Annotated in this window: 15 protein-coding genes; 3 read left to right on the plus strand and 12 right to left on the minus strand. The window is 59.2% G+C overall.

Annotated features, from left to right (window positions below; genetic code table 11):
• Nucleotides 1–28 precede the first annotated feature (28 nt).
• Nucleotides 29–598 (plus strand): DUF4865 family protein, encoded by a 570-nt coding sequence (locus ACGS9J_RS10120; protein ID WP_442230794.1) that lies wholly within the window; start codon nt 29–31, stop codon nt 596–598.
• Between the two features lie 71 nt (nt 599–669).
• The gene (locus tag ACGS9J_RS10125; RefSeq protein ID WP_442230795.1) at nt 670–1884 is read left to right on the plus strand and encodes an FAD-dependent oxidoreductase; all 1215 of its coding nucleotides are present in this window, start codon (nt 670–672) and stop codon (nt 1882–1884) included.
• Here ACGS9J_RS10125 and ACGS9J_RS10130 read toward each other — a convergent pair.
• Nucleotides 1825–2094, minus strand: a complete 270-nt coding sequence (locus ACGS9J_RS10130; RefSeq protein ID WP_442230796.1) for a hypothetical protein — start codon at nt 2092–2094, stop codon at nt 1825–1827. The genes ACGS9J_RS10125 and ACGS9J_RS10130 overlap by 60 nt on opposite strands.
• Nucleotides 2087–2860: a hypothetical protein gene (locus tag ACGS9J_RS10135; RefSeq protein ID WP_442230797.1), complete on the minus strand. Its 774-nt coding sequence runs from the start codon at nt 2858–2860 to the stop codon at nt 2087–2089. Before ACGS9J_RS10135 ends, ACGS9J_RS10130 begins: the two co-directional genes overlap by 8 nt.
• Nucleotides 2861–2964: 104 nt before the next feature.
• Between ACGS9J_RS10135 and ACGS9J_RS10140 the strand changes: the two genes are divergently transcribed.
• Nucleotides 2965–3477, plus strand: coding sequence for a GNAT family N-acetyltransferase (locus tag ACGS9J_RS10140; RefSeq protein ID WP_442230798.1), 513 nt, complete (start codon nt 2965–2967; stop codon nt 3475–3477).
• Between the two features lie 22 nt (nt 3478–3499).
• Here the strand turns inward: ACGS9J_RS10140 and acpA are convergent, their stop codons facing one another.
• The 10 genes from acpA to atzF all read right to left on the minus strand — a co-directional run bounded on the left by acpA (nt 3500) and on the right by atzF (nt 17918).
• Nucleotides 3500–5212, minus strand: coding sequence for an acid phosphatase (gene acpA / locus ACGS9J_RS10145; RefSeq protein ID WP_442230799.1), 1713 nt, complete (start codon nt 5210–5212; stop codon nt 3500–3502).
• A gap of 171 nt (nt 5213–5383) precedes the next feature.
• The gene (locus ACGS9J_RS10150) at nt 5384–5896 is read right to left on the minus strand and encodes a DUF2165 family protein (protein ID WP_442230800.1); all 513 of its coding nucleotides are present in this window, start codon (nt 5894–5896) and stop codon (nt 5384–5386) included.
• Between the two features lie 127 nt (nt 5897–6023).
• A complete protein-coding gene (urtE, locus tag ACGS9J_RS10155; protein WP_442230801.1) occupies nt 6024–6722 on the minus strand; it encodes an urea ABC transporter ATP-binding subunit UrtE in 699 nt (232 codons plus the stop codon).
• A gap of 9 nt (nt 6723–6731) precedes the next feature.
• Nucleotides 6732–7538, minus strand: a complete 807-nt coding sequence (gene urtD, locus ACGS9J_RS10160) for an urea ABC transporter ATP-binding protein UrtD (protein ID WP_442230802.1) — start codon at nt 7536–7538, stop codon at nt 6732–6734.
• Nucleotides 7535–8611 (minus strand): urea ABC transporter permease subunit UrtC, encoded by a 1077-nt coding sequence (gene urtC, locus ACGS9J_RS10165; RefSeq protein ID WP_442230803.1) that lies wholly within the window; start codon nt 8609–8611, stop codon nt 7535–7537. Before urtC ends, urtD begins: the two co-directional genes overlap by 4 nt.
• Entirely contained in the window at nt 8611–10191 is a 1581-nt protein-coding gene (urtB, locus tag ACGS9J_RS10170; protein ID WP_442230804.1) for an urea ABC transporter permease subunit UrtB, read from the minus strand. Before urtB ends, urtC begins: the two co-directional genes overlap by 1 nt.
• A gap of 183 nt (nt 10192–10374) precedes the next feature.
• Nucleotides 10375–11643, minus strand: a complete 1269-nt coding sequence (urtA, locus tag ACGS9J_RS10175) for an urea ABC transporter substrate-binding protein (RefSeq protein ID WP_442230805.1) — start codon at nt 11641–11643, stop codon at nt 10375–10377.
• A gap of 53 nt (nt 11644–11696) precedes the next feature.
• The gene (locus ACGS9J_RS10180) at nt 11697–12407 is read right to left on the minus strand and encodes a GntR family transcriptional regulator (RefSeq protein ID WP_442230806.1); all 711 of its coding nucleotides are present in this window, start codon (nt 12405–12407) and stop codon (nt 11697–11699) included.
• A 55-nt stretch (nt 12408–12462) separates the two neighbouring features.
• Nucleotides 12463–16086 (minus strand): urea carboxylase, encoded by a 3624-nt coding sequence (gene uca, locus ACGS9J_RS10185; RefSeq protein WP_442230807.1) that lies wholly within the window; start codon nt 16084–16086, stop codon nt 12463–12465.
• A gap of 2 nt (nt 16087–16088) precedes the next feature.
• On the minus strand, nt 16089–17918 hold the full coding sequence (gene atzF / locus ACGS9J_RS10190) for an allophanate hydrolase (protein ID WP_442230808.1): 1830 nt from the start codon (nt 17916–17918) through the stop codon (nt 16089–16091).
• Nucleotides 17919–18012: the final 94 nt, after the last annotated feature.

Here is an 18012-nt window from a genome sequence, read left to right on the forward strand (position 1 = left end):
CCAGTCAACCGCTTTCAGGAGAATCACCATGCTTGCTATGCAATACAGTTTCACCCTGCCCGCCGATTACGATATGGTCATTATTCAGGACCGCATCGCCCGTTTCGGCCATCTGCTGGACAACGCCCCACAGTTGCTGATTAAAGCCTATCTTTACGCACAGAAAGGTGAACACGGGGAGGAAAATCTGTACGCGCCGTTTTATCTGTGGAACAGCAGCATCGGCATGAGCGACTTTCTGGTCGGTGAGGGTTTTAAAGGCCTCAGCCAAGCCTTTGGTTGGCCGCAAGTTAGGCAATGGCTGCCGTGGTTAGCGCATTTTGATTACCCACGGCTCGGTGAAGCCACCTGTGCTACCCGCCTAATTCTGCCGATTGAGCCCTACAGTAATCTACCTATTCTGCGCCAGCAGCAGCAGGTGGCTGCCGATGCTCTGGCTAGCATAGTGGCATTTGATCCTGCCGCCTGGCAGGTAGTCCGACTAGATTTATGGCGAGTACCACCAGCAGAGCTCACGCCAAACATCCAGCTTTATCGCATCGGCCACCTTTCAATGCCCTTTGACCACACAGCGCCACGGGTTGACAGCCCAATTTGATATTGATAATCATTATCATAATTAAATTTTCAATGACGAATGCCAGGATGCCACTCGTTGAGGTCACCGCCATGCCACAGTCCCTGATCACGCCTTATGTCACCCGTTGCTGCATCGTTGGCGGCGGCCCCGCCGGGTTGATGCTCGGCTATCTGTTGGCTCGGGCAGGCATCAACGTGATGGTGCTGGAAAAACACGCCGATTTCCTGCGTGATTTTCGCGGCGATACCCTTCATCCCTCCACCCTGGAAAACATGCATCAACTCGGCCTGTTGGAAGCATTGCTGGCTCTGCCACACCAGCGCGCGGAAACGTTGCATGCCGAGATCGCCGGGCGTGACATTCGGCTGGCAGACTTCACTCGCCTGCCTGCCCGCTGCAAATTTATCGCCTTTATGCCGCAATGGGAGTTTCTCAACTTTCTGGCGGAACAGGCTGCCACCTTTCCCGAATTCACGCTGATCAAATCCGCGCAGGTACACCAGTTGCTGTACGACCGCGGCCAGGTCTGCGGTGTGCTGGCAGATACGCCGGAAGGACCGATCCGCGTCCGCAGCCAGTTGGTGATCGGGACCGACGGACGCAACTCGGTAGTGCGTGAACAGGCGGCGCTCAGCAGCCGCAGTTTTGGATCACCGCGCGACGTGCTGTGGATGAATATCGATAAAAAGCTCGGCGACCCGGCCTGGTCGATGGGCCACACCGGGCCGAAACAAAACTTCATCATGATCGACCGGGGCGAATACTGGCAGTGCGGCTACTCGATCGACAAAGGCAGTTTCGAGGCGATCCAACGGGAAGGGCTGGAGAAGTTTTTGCTGCAGATCGCCGAGGTGGCCCCGTTCCAGGACCATCGCCTGCAAACCATCGTCAGTTGGGATCAGGTGAAGTTGCTCAGCATCCGTATCGATCGTCTGGATCAGTGGGCCAAACCGGGCGTGCTGTGCATTGGCGATGCCGCGCACGCCATGTCGCCGATTGGCGGCGTCGGGGTGAATCTGGCGATTCAGGATGCGGTCGCGACCGCCAACGCGATCATTCCCCCATTGCGCAGCCAGCGCTTGCAGCTAAAACATCTGTTGCAGGTACAGCGCCGCCGCAATTTCCCCACCAAAGCCACCCAGTTCCTGCAAATCAAAATGAGCCAGCGCAGGCCGAAAAAACGCCGCGCAAGCGGAGGATCCAAGCTGATGAGGCGGGTCGGCAACAGCCGTTGGTTGCCCCATTTATTTGGCCGGATTATCGGGCTGGGCTTCCGGCGCGAAACGCCGAAGTATTTGGACTGATGCGATACCAGTGATGACAGGAAAGAGGGTCGCAATAACCTTATTGTCTTGATCAAAAATCGGGCTAAATCGCGCATCACCGCCCGAAGTGGTATTAAAAGCATTGCCGGCGAATTTTTCTCTGTGAATACGATAAAGCGGCGTCCCTGCCTTAAGGGTACTCTTATTTATATTGATCTTTCCTACCGGCGGCATTAAATCATCAACCATGCTGAGCCCCCGCCTTTTCTTTGAGCGCGGCATGCAAAACCGCAGCAGGCTGCTGCTTCAACACGTCTTTAGGCTTTTTGCCATCCAGCCAGCCATTTGTGGTCCCCATCCAGGTCGCTATCGACCATGGGCTGGTGGCTTCACCGAACACGGCCAAAATCTCTTTAAGGATTTTTAGCGGCTGGTAAGCCTCATCCAACGCGTAAGCCGGATAACGGTCGTGGCCCTCAACGTTAATCGCAAAAATTTTTCCGCGTTGCTTCCAACCGTTTGGCCCGGCGCTGCGGTTACGATTTTTGAAACCCGCCTTGTCGGAGAGATCGGATGACGTCAGCCAGGTGGCATCTGCCAGAAGATACTGGCGGAGATCCTGTTGCCGCAGTTCATTTCTGGTGCGGAACTCGTCAAAGCCGGCAAAAATATCAGCGGCAGACTCCTTTGTATCGCTATCGGTACCGACTGCGGCCGGAACTTTCGCTCCGCTGGACTTTGTCACCATATCCCACGCGATCTCCAGCATTTGCATCGCTGCTTTCGGATCCACGGCAGGGTCGTTGACCATGTCCGTCAGCTTTTTCCTCAGAGCGCTGTTCCCGGCGTTACCCCGGTCTTCCGCTTTCGTTTGCTGGGCATCGGGATCAATTTCCACCACCAGGAATCGCGCCGAATGTTTACTTGGCTTAAGATGCTGTAATTGATCGGCAGTAAGCATCTGCAAGGTCGTGCGATGCCCTTGTCGACGATGGATGTGTTGTTTCTCAGTCATACTCCCTCCATAAAGCGGATATTGAGTATATTGAGTATATATCGTATGGAGTTTGTTGTCTAAATTCTCACCAACGCCCCCTTACAATCCACCAAGAGGTCTACATGTTCAGCATTCGCCAGGCTTTAAGCCGTGATTTAGCGCTCGTTCGTGACGTCGGTATCCGTACCTATCAGGCTCATTTTGGCGAACTTTGGCACCATAAAGCGGAGTTGGAGGCTTTTCTGGCGCAGGATTTTTCGATTGAGGCATTGGAACAGACCCTGCAGGATCCGGAGGTGTGTTGGTTATTGGCTTATGAAGATGAGTGTCTGGTGGGTTATGCCCGGCTGAACTTCAACAGCCTGCTGGCACCCACTCAACAGCCCGGTGCCGAACTGCAGAAAATCTATTTCCTGCCGGAATATGCCGGCCGGGGCTACGGCCAGCGTTTTTTTGAGCATGTGCAGCAACGGGCAATCGAGCGCCGACAGGCCACGCTGTGGCTGGAGGTCTTAAAGCTTAATACCAGCGCCCAGCGTTTTTATCAGCGCCAGGGGCTGAGTATTTGTGGCGAAACCTGCTACACCAGCGCACAAGGCTCCATCGGCCTCTGGTATATGTCGAAAACGCTGTAGCCACCGCGCCTGATGCGTTCCGTTAAGCTGGAAACTCCAGCGCGCCGGTCAGATCCCCCAGCGGTTTCTGGCTGCGCGCCGCCATCGCCTTATCGCGCTCGGCCAGCCCTTCCAACGTCGGCAGATCAAACACCCGGCTGATCAATCGCAGGATCGACCCGGTATCGTACACCTCATGATCGACATACCCCTTGCGGGCGAACGGCGAGATCACCAACGCCGGAATACGCGAGCCAGGCCCCCAACGATCGCCCTGCGGCGGCGCCACGTGATCCCACCAGCCACCGTTTTCATCGAAAGTGATCACCACCACGCTGTTGTCCCACTGCGGGCCATTACGCAGGCTGTTGATGATATGGGCAATATGGCGGTCACCGGCTTCCACATCCGAATAACCGGCGTGCATATTGAGATTGCCCTGCGGCTTGTAGAACGCCACCGGCGGCAAGGTACCCGCTTCCACCGCCGCCAGGAATTTATTGCCGGCGGTGGAATCACCAATGCCGCCATCGCGTAAATGAGCCTCACGCGCCTGCGGGTTGGCCGGCCCCAAATTTTCGAAGTAATTGAACGGTTGATGGTGATACTGGAAATCCGGTGCGCCGGGGAAATCGCCCTGATCTTTGCGGTTGTCCAGCGCGTACTGCCAACCACCGGCATACCAGGCCCAGTCGATCCCTTTCTGGCTGAGCAAATCGCCAATGTGCGGGTGTTTCTGCGGTGGCATCACGTTGGGCATGGTGGCATCGGCCAGCGCCGGATCTTTCTCATCCTGAGTCCACGACGGCCAGTACGGCGGTGCCATAGTGTTGACGGCGTAACCGTCCGGCGTCAGCAGACTTTTGCCGAACAGCGGAATGCCGAACGAAGCGCTGACTGGCGAGTCACTCAACGGCTTCAGACGCGAGTCCGTCACGTCGTCGCTTTCCAACTGGGCAATGCCGTCTTTGGCAACCGAGTTTTGTACCTCGGGGTAAAACGGCGGGCGGGCGCAGATCAGATATTGGTGATTGAGGAAAGAGCCGCCAAACGCCCCCTGGAAGAAGTTATCGCACAGGGTGAATTCCTGCGCCAACGTCCACAGCCGCAGGTTGTAGGCACCGTCGCCGTAATAGCCCATGGTCAGGGCGCCGGAATCGGCCCAGGCGACGAATTTGTCGTTTTTGCCGCCGTTGATCTGCATCTGGTTCTGATAAAACACATGCCACAGATCGCGCGTGACCACGCCATGCGGCAGGTTCTCGCCCTGTGGCCCGGTCAGGACAAAGGGTTGATTCGGCAATTGATTGGTGAAAACCGCATCTTCATCGATTTTGTAGTTAACGTGCCCGACTTCCTGCGCCTTCGGCACCAGACCTTTCCAGATCGGCGGCAGGGAATCCAACAGCCGGCCATCGCGATCGCGCTGCTGGTACTCCTCCGGTTTAAGTGCCGACAGCGGCTTTTCTACCCCGGGGAAATTGGCGAACAGGTTATTGAAGCTGCGGTTTTCGGCGTAAATCACCACCACATTTTTCACATGGCGTCGCAACAACGGATTTTGCGCCGCGGTCGGCAAAGCCCCCAGCAACACTTTCTTATTGCCGTCAGACGCCGCCCTGGCCAAAGGAGCGATGGAAGCGCCCACCCCCAACGCCGTCGCACCTGCCAGGAAACGCCGACGCGCCGGATTGCTCGGCTGCTGCTCTTCGTCTTGCGCCGACGGTGGCAAATCATTATGCGGTTTATCGCTCATGTCTGTTCCCTCAAAAAAAAATTAACTATTTGATTTATTATCAATTTATTTAAGAGTCATTATGCTAGGGCACAATTATGAACGAAATGTGACAGACTGCGGCAGGTTAGCATTTGGCAACACTTTCGCGAACTTCGCCGCAGTTTTATGAAAACTGTCCCCTATCGCCGCTTATCGGGCGTCCCGTTGCAGCATCAACACTATCAACGCCAGCGTATTGGGGACCATATACAGCAGCGCACCCAGTTGAACCGCCAGCGGATTGTCTTTAGCCTGCCAGGCCATAAACCAATCGCCGGCAATCACCATAAAACCAATCCCCCACACCGCAATGGCGCACAACGCCCCCAGCATCGCCCAAGCTTTACCTTTGGCGAACTGCGCATAAGGGTGGCCCAGGTGTTTCAGCATCAACACAATGCCCAAGGCGGCCGCTATTCCGGCCAGAGATTCCAGCAGGGTAATGCATGCCAACCCAAGCATTCCGGCCCAGGGCGTGGTGACAGCACGCCACATCAAACCGGGCACCTGGTAAGTGTCCTGCATGGTGAGCAGCGGCCCCACGGCCTGCCGGGCGGTATTGGCAAAATCCGCGCTATTGTTCAGCAGGCTGAAAATGCCCCACAGGGCCGGGAACAGTGACAGGACGATGCAAGACAGGCGTGACATATTGATTTCGTTCATAATTATCCTTAATTATTTGTCCCAAAACGATAAAGTTCATATCGCTTACTTAGCCTAATCCATCCTGTTAGTCGGGAGAAAGAACTATGTCCTTAATCTTCTGTCACTCCATTTTGTTTGCCAGAAATTATATCGCCACCAGCCCGCGCACCCCGTCCTGCTCCATCGCGCTGCCTGCGCCGCGCTGTACTATGCTGCCGCGCGACATCACCAGATAACTGTCCGCCAGCTCGGCGGCGAAGTCATAGAACTGTTCCACCAGCAGGATCGCCATATCACCCCGCGCCGCCAGCTGCTTGATCACCGCGCCGATCTCTTTGATCACCGAAGGTTGGATCCCTTCCGTCGGTTCGTCGAGGATCAATAACTGCGGTCGACAGGCCAGTGCCCGACCAATCGCCAACTGCTGTTGCTGCCCGCCGGAGAGATCGCCACCGCGCCGGTCTTTCATCTGCAACAAAACCGGGAACAGCTCATAAATATGCTGCGGGACCTTACGCGCCTCTGCGCCGGAAAAACGCGCCAGCCCCATCAGCAAGTTTTCCTCTACCGTCAGACGGGCGAAAATCTCCCTCCCCTGCGGCACATAGGCGATCCCCGCCTGCACCCGCTGGTGCGGCTTTTTGCCGTCAAGGGCCGCGCCCTGCCAACTGACGGTGCCGCTTTTGGCCGGGATCAGCCCCATCAGACACTTCAGCAGCGTGGTTTTGCCCACGCCGTTGCGTCCCAGCAGGCAGGTAACCTCGCCGATCCGCGCCTCAAAAGACAGCCCGCGTAAAATGTGGCTACCGCCGTAATATTGATTCAGTTCATTGACTTGCAACATAGTGGTTCCTCAGCGCCCCAAATAGACTTCGATCACCTGCTCGTTGGCCTGCACCTGTGCCAAAGAGCCCTCCGCCAGCACCTGCCCCTGGTGCAGTACGGTGACATGATCGGCAATGGTTTCGACAAACCCCATATCGTGTTCCACCACCATCAATGAATGCTTGCCCGCCAGCGCACGGAACAGTTCGGCGGTATATTCGGTTTCCGCATCGGTCATGCCGGCCGCCGGTTCGTCGAGCAGCAGTAAATGTGGCTCCTGCACCAGCAACATGCCGATCTCGAGAAACTGTTTCTGCCCGTGTGACAAGAGCCCGGCGGGCCGATGTCGCTCATGACCCAGGCGCAGGGTTTTCAGCATTTCATCGATCCGGTCGCGCTGTTCGCCGCTTAGCCTGGCGCGCAGGCAGGCCCAGACCGATTTCTGGGTTTTCTGGGCGATCTCCAGATTTTCGAACACCGTCAACGCCTCAAACACCGTCGGCTTTTGGAATTTTCTACCAATGCCGGCCTGAGCGATCTGCATCGGATCCAGCGCGGTCAGATCGACCGTCTGATCGTAAAACACCCTGCCGCTGTCCGGTCGGGTCTTGCCGGTGATCACGTCCATCAGCGTGGTTTTCCCCGCGCCGTTTGGCCCGATCACGCAGCGCAGTTCGCCCACGCCAATCTGCAACGACAGATCGCTCAACGCGCGAAAACCGTCGAAGCTGACGTTGATCTTGTCGAGCAACAGCACAGGATCGGTTTGTTGGCGGTGTTTATCCGCCGGTAACGGCTGAGTGAACAGCTCGTCGGTCATTTGCAGCGAATTCATTGTGATTTCCCTCTGCGCAGCAGGCCGATGACCCCTTTCGGCAGGAACAGCGTAACGACGATAAACATCAGGCCAAGGAAGAACTGCCAGTATTCCGGGATCGCCATGGTGAACCAGCTTTTGGCGCCGTTGACGATACCCGCGCCAAGCAGCGGCCCCACCAGCGTGCCGCGTCCGCCGAGCGCCACCCAGATAGCGGCCTCGATCGAGTTGGTCGGTGACATTTCGCCCGGATTGATAATGCCCACCTGCGGCACATACAACGCCCCGGCCAACCCGCACAACACCGCCGACAGCGTCCAGACAAACAGTTTGAAGCCTTTCGGATCGTAGCCGCAGAACGTCAGACGGTTTTCCGCATCGCGCACCGCCGTCAATACCCGGCCAAACTTGCTGCGCGCCAGGGCGAAGCCGATCGCCAGACTGGCGGCCAGCAGCAGCACCGTCGTCAGAAACAGCGCCACCCGCGTACCGGTCGCGGTGATAGAAAAGCCCAGCAGCGTAGTGAAACCGGTAAAGCCGTTATTGCCGCCAAACCCGGTTTCGTTGCGAAAGAACAGCAGCATGCCGGCGTAGGTCAACGCCTGGGTCATGATGGAGAAATAGACGCCTTTGATTTTTGAACGGAAGGCGAAGTAGCCGAACACGAAGGCCAGCACCCCAGGCACCAACACGATCAGACACAGCGCCCAGGCGAAATACTGGGTACCGCTCCAAAACCACGGCAGTTCGCTCCACGACAGGAACGCCATAAAGCCCGGCAGGCCCTCGCCCGCCGCCTGGCGCATCAGGTACATGCCCATGGCATAGCCACCGAGGGCGAAAAACAGCCCGTGCCCAAGCGATAACAACCCGGCATAACCCCACACCAGATCGAGCGCCACCGCCACCACCGCATAACACAGAATTTTGCCCACCAGCGTCAGAGTGTAGGTGGAGATCGCCAGCGGATGGCCCGCCGGCAACAGCGCGAGAAACGGCATGATTAACAGTGCCAGCAACGCCAGCCCGCCGATGCCCAGCGCCAGCCGGGGTGCCTTCTGCACGCCGGTTACAGTCAATGGTTGGCTCATCAGTCGATCACCCTGCCCTTGAAGGCGAACAGCCCCTGAGGACGTTTTTGAATAAACAGAACAATCAGCGCCAGGATCAGGATTTTACCCAGCACGGCGCCAATCTGCGGCTCAAGAATTTTGTTGACGATACCGAGGCCAAAGGCCGCCACTACCGTACCGGCCAATTGACCAACGCCGCCGAGCACCACCACCAGGAACGAGTCGATGATATACCCCTGACCCAGCTCCGGCCCGACGTTGCCCAGTTGCGACAACGCCACCCCGCCCAACCCGGCGATGCCGGATCCCAGCCCGAACGCCAGCATATCGACGCGACCGGTAGGCACACCGCAGCAGGCGGCCATGGCGCGGTTTTGGGTTACGGCCCGCACGTTCATGCCGAGGCGAGTTTTATTCAGCAGCAACCAGGTGAGAACCAGCACCAGCACCACAAACACGATGACGGCGATGCGGTTCCACGGCAGCACCAGGTTCGGCAGTAACTGAATACCGCCCGACAGCCAGGCCGGGTTGGCGACCTCCACGTTTTGCGCGCCGAACAGCACCCGAACCCCTTGGATCAGCACCAGGCTGATGCCCCAGGTCGCCAGCAGGGTTTCCAGCGGCCGACCATAAAGATGGCGGATCACCGTGCGCTCCAGCGCCATGCCGATGCAGGCAGTGATGGCGAACGCCACCGGCAAAGCCACCAGCGGATACAGCGCCAGCCACTGCGGCGCAAACTGCTGAAACAGTCCCTGCACCAGATACGCCGAGTAGGCGCCGAGCATCAGCATTTCGCCGTGCGCCATGTTGATCACCCCCAGCAAGCCATAGGTGATCGCCAACCCGAGCGCCGCCAGCAACAGGATCGACCCCAGCGACAGGCCGGTAAACGCCTGGCCGATCAGATCACCGATCATCAGCCGATGCTTCACGCTGCTCAGGCTTTTCAGCGCTTCGGCACGCACGGCGGCATCCGGCTCGTGGGCGGTATCCGTCAACGCCTGCAGCCGCGTTTGCGTTTCAGGCGCACCCGAACTGCCGAGCAATCGCACGGCGTTAAGGCGCACCCCGGCATCAGCGTCGCTCAATTGCAGATTCGCCAGCGCGAGACTCAATGCCTCATGCACCCGGTCGTCCTTTTCCTGCGCCAACCGCTGGGTCAGCAACGGCAACTGATCGCTTTGTGCCTCGCTTTGCAGCGCCTGCGCCGCCTGCAAACGCACTGCCGGATCGTCACTGACCAGTCGATGCGCCGACAGCGCATTGGCAATCAGGATACGCAGTCGGTTATTCAGCCACAGTTTCTTCGGCGTGCCGACCGGTGCGGCGCTGCCGGTCAGCGGTTGATAGCTTTCGCCCTGCTGGATAAAGGCATGTTTGGCTTGGTCGATCACCAGGCTTTCTTGCTTCAACGCTTGCAACAACGGCAGGCGTGAAGCCTCCGGCGCAGTGGCCCAGGCCTGCAATAATTTGGCCTGCTGCGCGCGATTGGCCGCAGCAAAGTCATCGGCCGGCCCTGCCTGCGCGAACATGGGCAGGCAGCACAGCAGAAACCACAGATGCCTGAGATGGCTTAAAGATAAAAGTTTCATCGGATGTCTCGTCGCAATGGGGCATGGCTCAGCCAGCCCCCGCAGTAACAGGGGGCCGGGCATTCCTTGCCTAATCCTTGTCAGTTAAGGTGATAATGTTCCCTCTCCCTCGGGAGAGGGGGACGCCCACTTAAACAACGTCATACATTCTTGGAACTTTGCTTAACTGACCGGCATCAGGTTTTACTTACCGCCTTTTACCGGGCTTTCCGACTTTTTGTCGTTGCCGGCAATGTACGGGCTCCACGGCTGAGCACGCACAGGCGCATCGGTCTGCCACACCACGTTGAATTGACCGTTGTCTTCGATCTCACCGATCATGACCGGCTTATGCAGGTGATGGTTGGTGGCGTCCATGGTCAGGGTAAAGCCCGATGGCGCGGCGAAGGTCTGCCCGGCCATGGCGGCACGCACCTTGTCAACGTCGGTGGTGCCGGCCTTCTCAACTGCCTGCGCCCACATGTGGATGCCGACATAGGTCGCTTCCATCGGATCGTTGGTCACTGCGGTCGCGTAGTTCGGCAGGTTATGCGCCTTGGCATAGGCTCGCCATTCGCTGACGAACTGCTTGTTGGTCGGGTTATCCACCGACTCGAAGTAGTTCCAGGCCGCCAGGTTGCCCACCAGCGGTTTGGTATCAATGCCGCGCAACTCTTCTTCACCGACCGAGAAGGCGATCACCGGCACATCGGTGGCCTTGATGCCCTGGTTGGCCAGCTCTTTGTAGAACGGCACGTTGGAATCACCGTTGATGGTGGAGATCACCGCCGTTTTGCCGCCGGCGGAGAATTTCTTGATGTTGGCGACAATGGTCTGGTAGTCGCTGTAGCCGAACGGCGTATAGACTTCTTCAATGTCTTTATCCTGGATCCCTTTCGAATGCAGGAAGGCGCGCAGGATCTTGTTGGTGGTGCGCGGATACACGTAGTCGGTCCCCAGCAGGAAGAAGCGCTTGGCCGAGCCACCGTCTTCGCTCAACAGGTATTCCACCGCCGGGATCGCCTGCTGATTAGGCGCGGCACCGGTGTAGAACACGTTCGGCGACATCTCTTCCCCTTCGTACTGCACCGGATAAAACAGCAGGCCGTTCAGTTCTTCAAACACCGGCAGCACGGATTTGCGCGACACCGAAGTCCAGCAGCCAAACACCGCCGCCACCTTGTCCTGGCTCAGCAACTGACGCGCCTTTTCGGCGAACAGCGGCCAGTTGGAGGCCGGATCCACCACCACCGGCTCGAGTTTTTTACCCAACACGCCGCCCTTGGCGTTGATGTCATCGATGGTCATCAGCGCCACGTCCTTCAGTGGCGTTTCAGAAATCGCCATGGTGCCGGACAGTGAACTCAGGATGCCGACCTTGATGGTGTCGGCGGCCTGCGCTCCCCAGGCCATCCCCATGCCGATCATGGTGGCGGACAGTGCAAAAACTTTTATAAAGTGACGACGTTGCATAATTCAAACTCCTGATGTGTGTTAGAAAACCAACCTTCTTTTTTAAGAAAAACTCACGTAGGACTGTCTGGTAGCTGGAGGCGGGCCTGATGCAACATATGCAGAGTTATTTTTCTTACCTCAGCCTTACTGACGGCAATATGGTGATTGAGCAGCGTTTGCGCCTCCTCGGTTCGGTGTTGCACAATCGCCAGCAAAATGGCGGCGTGTTCGTTGTAGGTCGCCTCTACCCGGCTTCCCTGGGTAAAATCGAGCCGACGGATGATGCGAATTTTCTCGGTCAGATCGCGATGGATCCGCGCCATCTCTCCGTTTCCCGCCGCCTCCACCAGCGCCATATGAAACTGCTCGTCGTGCAGCGAAACGGTTTTGCCGTCCTCCAGCCGTGGCTGGTCAATCCAAAAACGGTGGAGTGCCGCCAACGGCTCCGGCATCTCTCCCGCCGGCCGGGCGCACAGCCGTTTCACCGCCTCGCATTCCAGCACGATGCGCAGATCATACAACTCCTCGAAGTAGGCGAAATCGAACGGCCGGACCTGCCAGCCACTGCGAAAATGCACCTCTACGTAACCCTCGCGTTCCAGCCAAAACAAGGCCTGACGCACCGGTGTCCGGCTGACGTCCATGCGTAATGCGATTTCGTTTTCGCTGAAGCGATCGCCCGGCAGCAGGTGAAAATCAAAAATGTCGTCCTTGAGCTGCAGATAGATACGTTCCGCCAGCCCTTCCGGCCGTGCCTTGCTGCGGTGATTGGTGATTTGCATCGCATTCCTCTCTGTGGGCACGGCATGCCGTGCCCTGCCGATTAAAGATTGACGGTCAACTGGCGTGCTCCAGCCACAGCAGGGCATCGCCCGGCCCCACCGGCCGCCCCTGCTGGCAACTGATACGCTTGATGATCCCGGCGCGCGGTGCGGTGACCGCCAGTTCCATTTTCATCGCCTCGACCACGATCAACGGCTGACCGGCTTCGACCCTCTGCCCCGGCTCGACCAGGATTTTCCACACGCTGCCGTTCAAATCGGCGCTGACCAGATAGCCATCCACCTCTTCCTCATCAATCTGCGGTGGCAACAATTGGGCCTCGGCCTCACCTTCTTCCGCCTGCCAACGCGTTACTTCGTGATTGAAGGCCTGTTGCTGGCGCTGCTGGAATGCGTCGATGTCTTCCGCGTTGTCCGCCAGGAAACGGCAGTGGTCGGCAAAATCAAATTCGCTGTCTTCAATGCGGATCTGCGCGCGCCCTTCGCGGAACGTCTCGCGCTGTTCATCCAGCTCCTGTTCGCTGACCGGGTAGAAACGCACCTGATCGAAGAAGTGCAGCAGCCAGGGTTCTCCGGCGTTGAACTGCGGGTTTTTGAGGAATTTGTTCCAGATCGGCAAGGTACGTCCGACCAACTGATAACCGCCCGGCGAATCCATGCCATAGATGCACATGTACATGCCGCCGATGCCGACCGTACCTTCGGCGGTATGGGTGCGTGCCGGGTTGTATTTGGAACTGAGCAGGCGGTGACGCGGGTCGATCGGCACCGCGCACGGCGCGCCGAGGTAGACGTCGCCCAGCCCGAGGATCAGGTAGCTGGCGTCAAAGATGATGTCGCGTACCTGCTCGCGGCGGCTGAGCCCGTTGATGCGCTGGATAAAATCGACGTTGTTCGGCAACCAGGGCGCGGACGATCGCACCGTCTGCTGGTAACGTTCCACCGCGCCCAACGTGGCGGAATCTTCAAACGCCATCGGCAGATAAACCGTGCGCGTCGGCACTTTCAGTTGGCTGACATCGCCCAGTGCCTGTTCGCGTGCCAGCAGGCGCTGAAGTAAATCGGCCTGATCGAGGCGGCGGCTGTCATAGCGGATCTGCAGCGATCGCACGCCGGGGGCCAACTCCTCCACGCCGGGGATCGCGTCCTGCTTGAGCGACTGCATCAGCAAATGAATGCGCAGCCGCAGCGCCAGATCGAGCACGTTGTCGCCGTACTCCAGCAAAATGTAGCCATCCCCGGCCTGGCGATAGACCACCGCAGGGCGGTTGTCGGTGGCCGGTAACGCGGCGACTATGGTGGCGGAGGCAGTGGCGCCCGGCATCAGATCCGGCGGTGCCAGGGTGATGGCCTTCACCGCCGCCAGGGCTTCGATACTGCCGAGTTGCGCCTGCTCCAGCGATTGCGCCTGCTTAAAACCGATAGGATGGAAACGGATGCGATCGCCCGGTTTCACCTGTCCGACCTTCCACAGCTCGGCTCTGGCAATGGTCACCGGGCAGACGAAGCCGCCCAGGCTCGGTCCGTCGCGCGTCAGGATCACCGGGAAGTCGCCGGTGAAGTTGATCGAGCCGATGGCGTACTCGCAGTCGTGCACATTGGACGGGTGCAGCCCCGCCTCGCCGCCGTCCTGTCGCGCCCACTCCGGTTTTGGCCCGGACAGGCGCACGCCCAGCCGGTTGGAGTTGTAATGCACCTGCCATTCGGCGGCGAAAAAGCGCTCGATAGACTCCGGGGTAAAGAAGTCCGGCGCACCGTGCGGGCCATACATCACTCCAATATTCCACAGGCTGCCATACTGCGGGATCAGGCTTTCATCCATTGCCTGCGGGGCGGCGATCGGCGCCGGTGTCGTGGCAGCGGCCAATCCCGGTTGCGACACCGCCAGCATGTCCGCCACCCGCAAGGTGCGCCCGGCGTGACCACCAAACTGCCCCAGCGCGAAGGTCGACCGGCTGCCCAGATACACCGGCACGTCGAAACCATTGCGCACCGCCAGATAGGTGCGGCAGCCATGCTGCGCGCGGCCAAGCTGCAATACCTGACCGGCACGTACCCTGATCGGCTGCCAGTAGGCCAGGGTTTCACCGTCCAGATCGGCCGGACAGTCCGCGCCGGTCAGCGCGATAATGGCATCGCAGTGAAAGCGCAGAGTCGGCCCCTGCAGGGTAAACTCCAGCCCGGCCGCGCTGGGGTGGTTGCCGACAATGCGGTTGGCCAGGCGGAAAGCGAAGTCGTCCATCGGCCCGGACGGCGGCACACCGATATCCCAATAGCCGAGGCGGCCGGGGTAATCCTGCACGCTGCTGTATGTGCCCGGCTGCAACACTTCAATGCTGCTGGGCTGGAAACGGAAACTGTCCAGCATGCGGGTCCAGACGCTGCCGCTCTGGAATTCCTCCGTCGCGATCACCTGTCGCAGGTAGTCCAGGTTAGTGGCGATGCCGTGCAATCGGGTGGCATCCAGCGCGACACGCATTTTCTCCAGTGCCTGACGGCGGTCTTCACCGTGAACGATCAGCTTGGCGATCATCGGGTCATAGAATGCCGACACTTCGCTGCCGGTAGCTACCCAACCATCGACACGCACGTCGTCCGGGAAATGCACTTCGGTCAATACGCCGGGGCTGGGCTGGAAATTCTTCAGCGGATCTTCGGCATAAATACGTACCTCAATCGACGCGCCCTGCGGCGCTCGCTGCAATGCCGCCCAGTCCAGCGCATCGCCCGCCGCCACCTGCAACATGCATTCGATCAGATCCAGCCCGGTGACACTTTCAGTCACCGGATGCTCCACCTGCAGGCGGGTGTTTACCTCCAGGAAATAAAACTCGTCACGGGCGCCGTCGTAGATGAACTCCACGGTGCCGGCACTGCGGTAATTAACCGATGCCCCCAACGCCACCGCCGCCTGATGCAGCGCCTGACGGGTGGCGGGCGGCAGGTTCGGTGCCGGGGTTTCTTCCACTACTTTCTGGTTGCGGCGCTGCAATGAGCAATCGCGTTCGCCCAGCGCCACCACCCAACCCTGCCCGTCGCCAAAGATTTGCACTTCCACATGGCGCGCCTGATCGACAAAGCGTTCGATAAAGGCCCCTGAGTCACGGAAGAACTGCTCGCCCAGCCGTTTTACGCTGTCGTAAGCCTCACGCAACGCGGCTTCGTCGTCGCAGCGTGTCAGGCCAATGCCGCCGCCGCCGGCGGTGCTTTTCAACATCACCGGGTAGCCAATCTGCCTGGCGGCGTTGACCGCTTCTTCGACGCTGTTCAGCAGGCCCGTACCCGGAGTCATCGGCACCTGGGCCACGGCTGCCAACTCACGCGCCCGGTGTTTCAACCCGAACTCGCGGATTTGCGCCGCCGTCGGGCCAATAAAGGCGATGCCCGCCGCTTCGCAGGCATCGGCAAACTCGGCGCTCTCTGAAAGGAAGCCATAACCGGGGTAAATTGCCTGCGCGCCGGTTGCCACCGCCGCCGCCAGGATCTTGTCGATGCACAGGTAGCTGTCAGCAGCCTTTTCACCGCCAAGCGCCACCGCCAGATCGGCTTCGGTCACGTGCGGTGCATTGCGATCGGCCTCGGAATAGACCGCGACGCTGGTCACCCCCAGGCGTTTCAAGGTGCGGATTGCCCGGCAGGCAATTTCACCGCGGTTGGCGATTAATACGGCAGTAAACATGATCAGGCCCCCTTCTGGCTGGCGATGTAGTGGCGCCAGCCACCAAATTCAGTGATGTCCGTAGCGCCCTGCAGCGCCGAGGGTTCGCAGATAAAGCCTTTCACCCGACGCCCGTCCGCCAGCAGCAGCGTGCCAATACCCAAGGGTGCCGGGATCTCCGCCACGAACTCGCCGAAACGTGCCAGCGGGATATCCCACAGCTCGACGCTGATGGCGGCCCCCTGCGCGACTTTGACCAGCCCCGGTTTTGGCGGTTGAGTGTTGGCAAGGGCATACAGGCGGTAGCAGGGTGCGGTGGCGGTTTGTTCCACACGGGTCGCCGCGCGCTGCGTGAGCTGGAAATTCAGCGGCATATCGCTGAGGTGTGCACCGACCACCGCCACCCGTACGTGTTGGTTCGATGGCGTCAGAGATTGCGGAGCAGGCAACGGGCGACCGGTCGCCCCCAGCGGCAGATCCTGAGCCTGCTGCCAGCGCAGGCCGAATGCCGACAACGCCCGATCGTGCCAGGCGGGCGCAATCAGGGTGATACCGGCAGGCAGCCCGTCGTCACGCATCGGCGCAGGTAACGCCAGTGCGCTCAGATCGGCCAGGTTGGTGAAATTGGTGTAGGTTCCGAACTGCGAGTTAAACAGCACCGGCTCTTGTTCCATGTCCGCCAGGGTGCGGATCGTCGGCGAGGTCGGTACCACCAGCGCATCGAACGGCGCAAGGCGCTGTTCAATCTGCCGCGACAGTTCGGCACGCAGGTATTCCGCCTTGTAGGCATCGCAGGCGCTGTACTTCAGGCCGTTACTGACAATGCCACGCACCACCGGGTTGATCGCCTGCGGGTTGGCGCTCAGCATCGCTTCGACCGCCACGGTGCGTTCCGCCACCCAGGGGCCGTAATAGAGCTGCTCCGCCAGGACGCGAAACGGCGTAAAATCGAGGGTTTCCAGCGTCACGCCCGCGTTTTTCAACTGCGCCAGCGCTCGTTTAAATGCCCGCTCGGCCTGAACATCGCCGAAAAATTCGAGCTGTGCAGGCACCGCGAAACGAGGCACCGCGGGCAAATCCGCCGGGGCGGTACGGGGATGAATGCGGGAATAGGCGTCGGCCGCGTCATAGCCGCCGGCCAGCTCGGCCACCAGCGCAGCGTCCGCCACCGTCAGGGCAAATACCGACACGGTGTCATTCAATCGACATGCAGGGACCACACCCCGGTTCGACAACCAGCCTTTGGTCGGTTTCAGACCGACAATATTGTTGAACCCGGCCGGAACGCGTCCGGAACCGGCGGTGTCGGTGCCCAGTGAAAACGGCGTCAGGCCGCGCGCCACCACCGACGCCGAGCCGGAGCTGGAGCCGCCGCTGACGTAACGGCTGTCGAAACTGTTGACCACCGCGCCATGCGGAGAACGGGTGCCGACCAAACCGGTAGCGAACTGATCGAGATTGGTTTTACCGATCACGATGGCACCAGCGGCACACAGGTTAGCCACCACGCTGGCATCCGCTGCGGCCTGATAGGCGAATTCCGGACAGGCGGCGGTGGTCGGCCAACCGCCGACGTCGATATTGTCTTTAACCGCAAAAGGCACGCCAAACAGCGGTAATTGGCTGATGTCGCCGGCAACCGCTGCGAGCCGCTGCGCCAACTTCTGGTACTGCACCTCCCGCTGTGTGTCAGTAGCCAGATACAGCCAGGCGTTGTCATCTGCCGGCAGATCGGCGATCAATGCCGTCAGGGTGGTGCGCACGCAGGCAATGCGCTCATCGCTCGGGCGGGTGTGGTAATGGTGCTGCCATTCACTGAGGGTGAAACCGCGGAGATTAACGGGCTGGGTCATCGGCTGAATTCCATCTAGTACACAAGATGGGATTCAATAGAGCAACCAGCGTGCCAATTTTTAATCCACTGATTCCAATAAATTATAAGTAAAT

The sequence above is a fragment of the Serratia quinivorans genome (assembly GCF_052113645.1).
Classification (GTDB): Bacteria; Pseudomonadota; Gammaproteobacteria; order Enterobacterales; family Enterobacteriaceae; genus Serratia; species Serratia quinivorans_B.

What these genes read in the sequence shown, in the direction of transcription:
- ACGS9J_RS10120 (WP_442230794.1), top strand. Translation starts at nt 29, where the DNA reads ATGCTTGCTATGCAATACAGTTTCACCCTGCCCGCCGATTACGATATG.
- urtC (WP_442230803.1), bottom strand. Translation starts at nt 8,611, where the DNA reads ATGAGCCAACCATTGACTGTAACCGGCGTGCAGAAGGCACCCCGGCTG.
- urtE (WP_442230801.1), bottom strand. Translation starts at nt 6,722, where the DNA reads ATGTTGCAAGTCAATGAACTGAATCAATATTACGGCGGTAGCCACATT.
- urtA (WP_442230805.1), bottom strand. Translation starts at nt 11,643, where the DNA reads ATGCAACGTCGTCACTTTATAAAAGTTTTTGCACTGTCCGCCACCATG.
- ACGS9J_RS10125 (WP_442230795.1), top strand. Translation starts at nt 670, where the DNA reads ATGCCACAGTCCCTGATCACGCCTTATGTCACCCGTTGCTGCATCGTT.
- uca (WP_442230807.1), bottom strand. Translation starts at nt 16,086, where the DNA reads ATGTTTACTGCCGTATTAATCGCCAACCGCGGTGAAATTGCCTGCCGG.
- ACGS9J_RS10180 (WP_442230806.1), bottom strand. Translation starts at nt 12,407, where the DNA reads ATGCAAATCACCAATCACCGCAGCAAGGCACGGCCGGAAGGGCTGGCG.
- urtB (WP_442230804.1), bottom strand. Translation starts at nt 10,191, where the DNA reads ATGAAACTTTTATCTTTAAGCCATCTCAGGCATCTGTGGTTTCTGCTG.
- ACGS9J_RS10130 (WP_442230796.1), bottom strand. Translation starts at nt 2,094, where the DNA reads ATGGTTGATGATTTAATGCCGCCGGTAGGAAAGATCAATATAAATAAG.
- acpA (WP_442230799.1), bottom strand. Translation starts at nt 5,212, where the DNA reads ATGAGCGATAAACCGCATAATGATTTGCCACCGTCGGCGCAAGACGAA.
- atzF (WP_442230808.1), bottom strand. Translation starts at nt 17,918, where the DNA reads ATGACCCAGCCCGTTAATCTCCGCGGTTTCACCCTCAGTGAATGGCAG.
- ACGS9J_RS10135 (WP_442230797.1), bottom strand. Translation starts at nt 2,860, where the DNA reads ATGACTGAGAAACAACACATCCATCGTCGACAAGGGCATCGCACGACC.
- ACGS9J_RS10140 (WP_442230798.1), top strand. Translation starts at nt 2,965, where the DNA reads ATGTTCAGCATTCGCCAGGCTTTAAGCCGTGATTTAGCGCTCGTTCGT.
- ACGS9J_RS10150 (WP_442230800.1), bottom strand. Translation starts at nt 5,896, where the DNA reads ATGAACGAAATCAATATGTCACGCCTGTCTTGCATCGTCCTGTCACTG.
- urtD (WP_442230802.1), bottom strand. Translation starts at nt 7,538, where the DNA reads ATGAATTCGCTGCAAATGACCGACGAGCTGTTCACTCAGCCGTTACCG.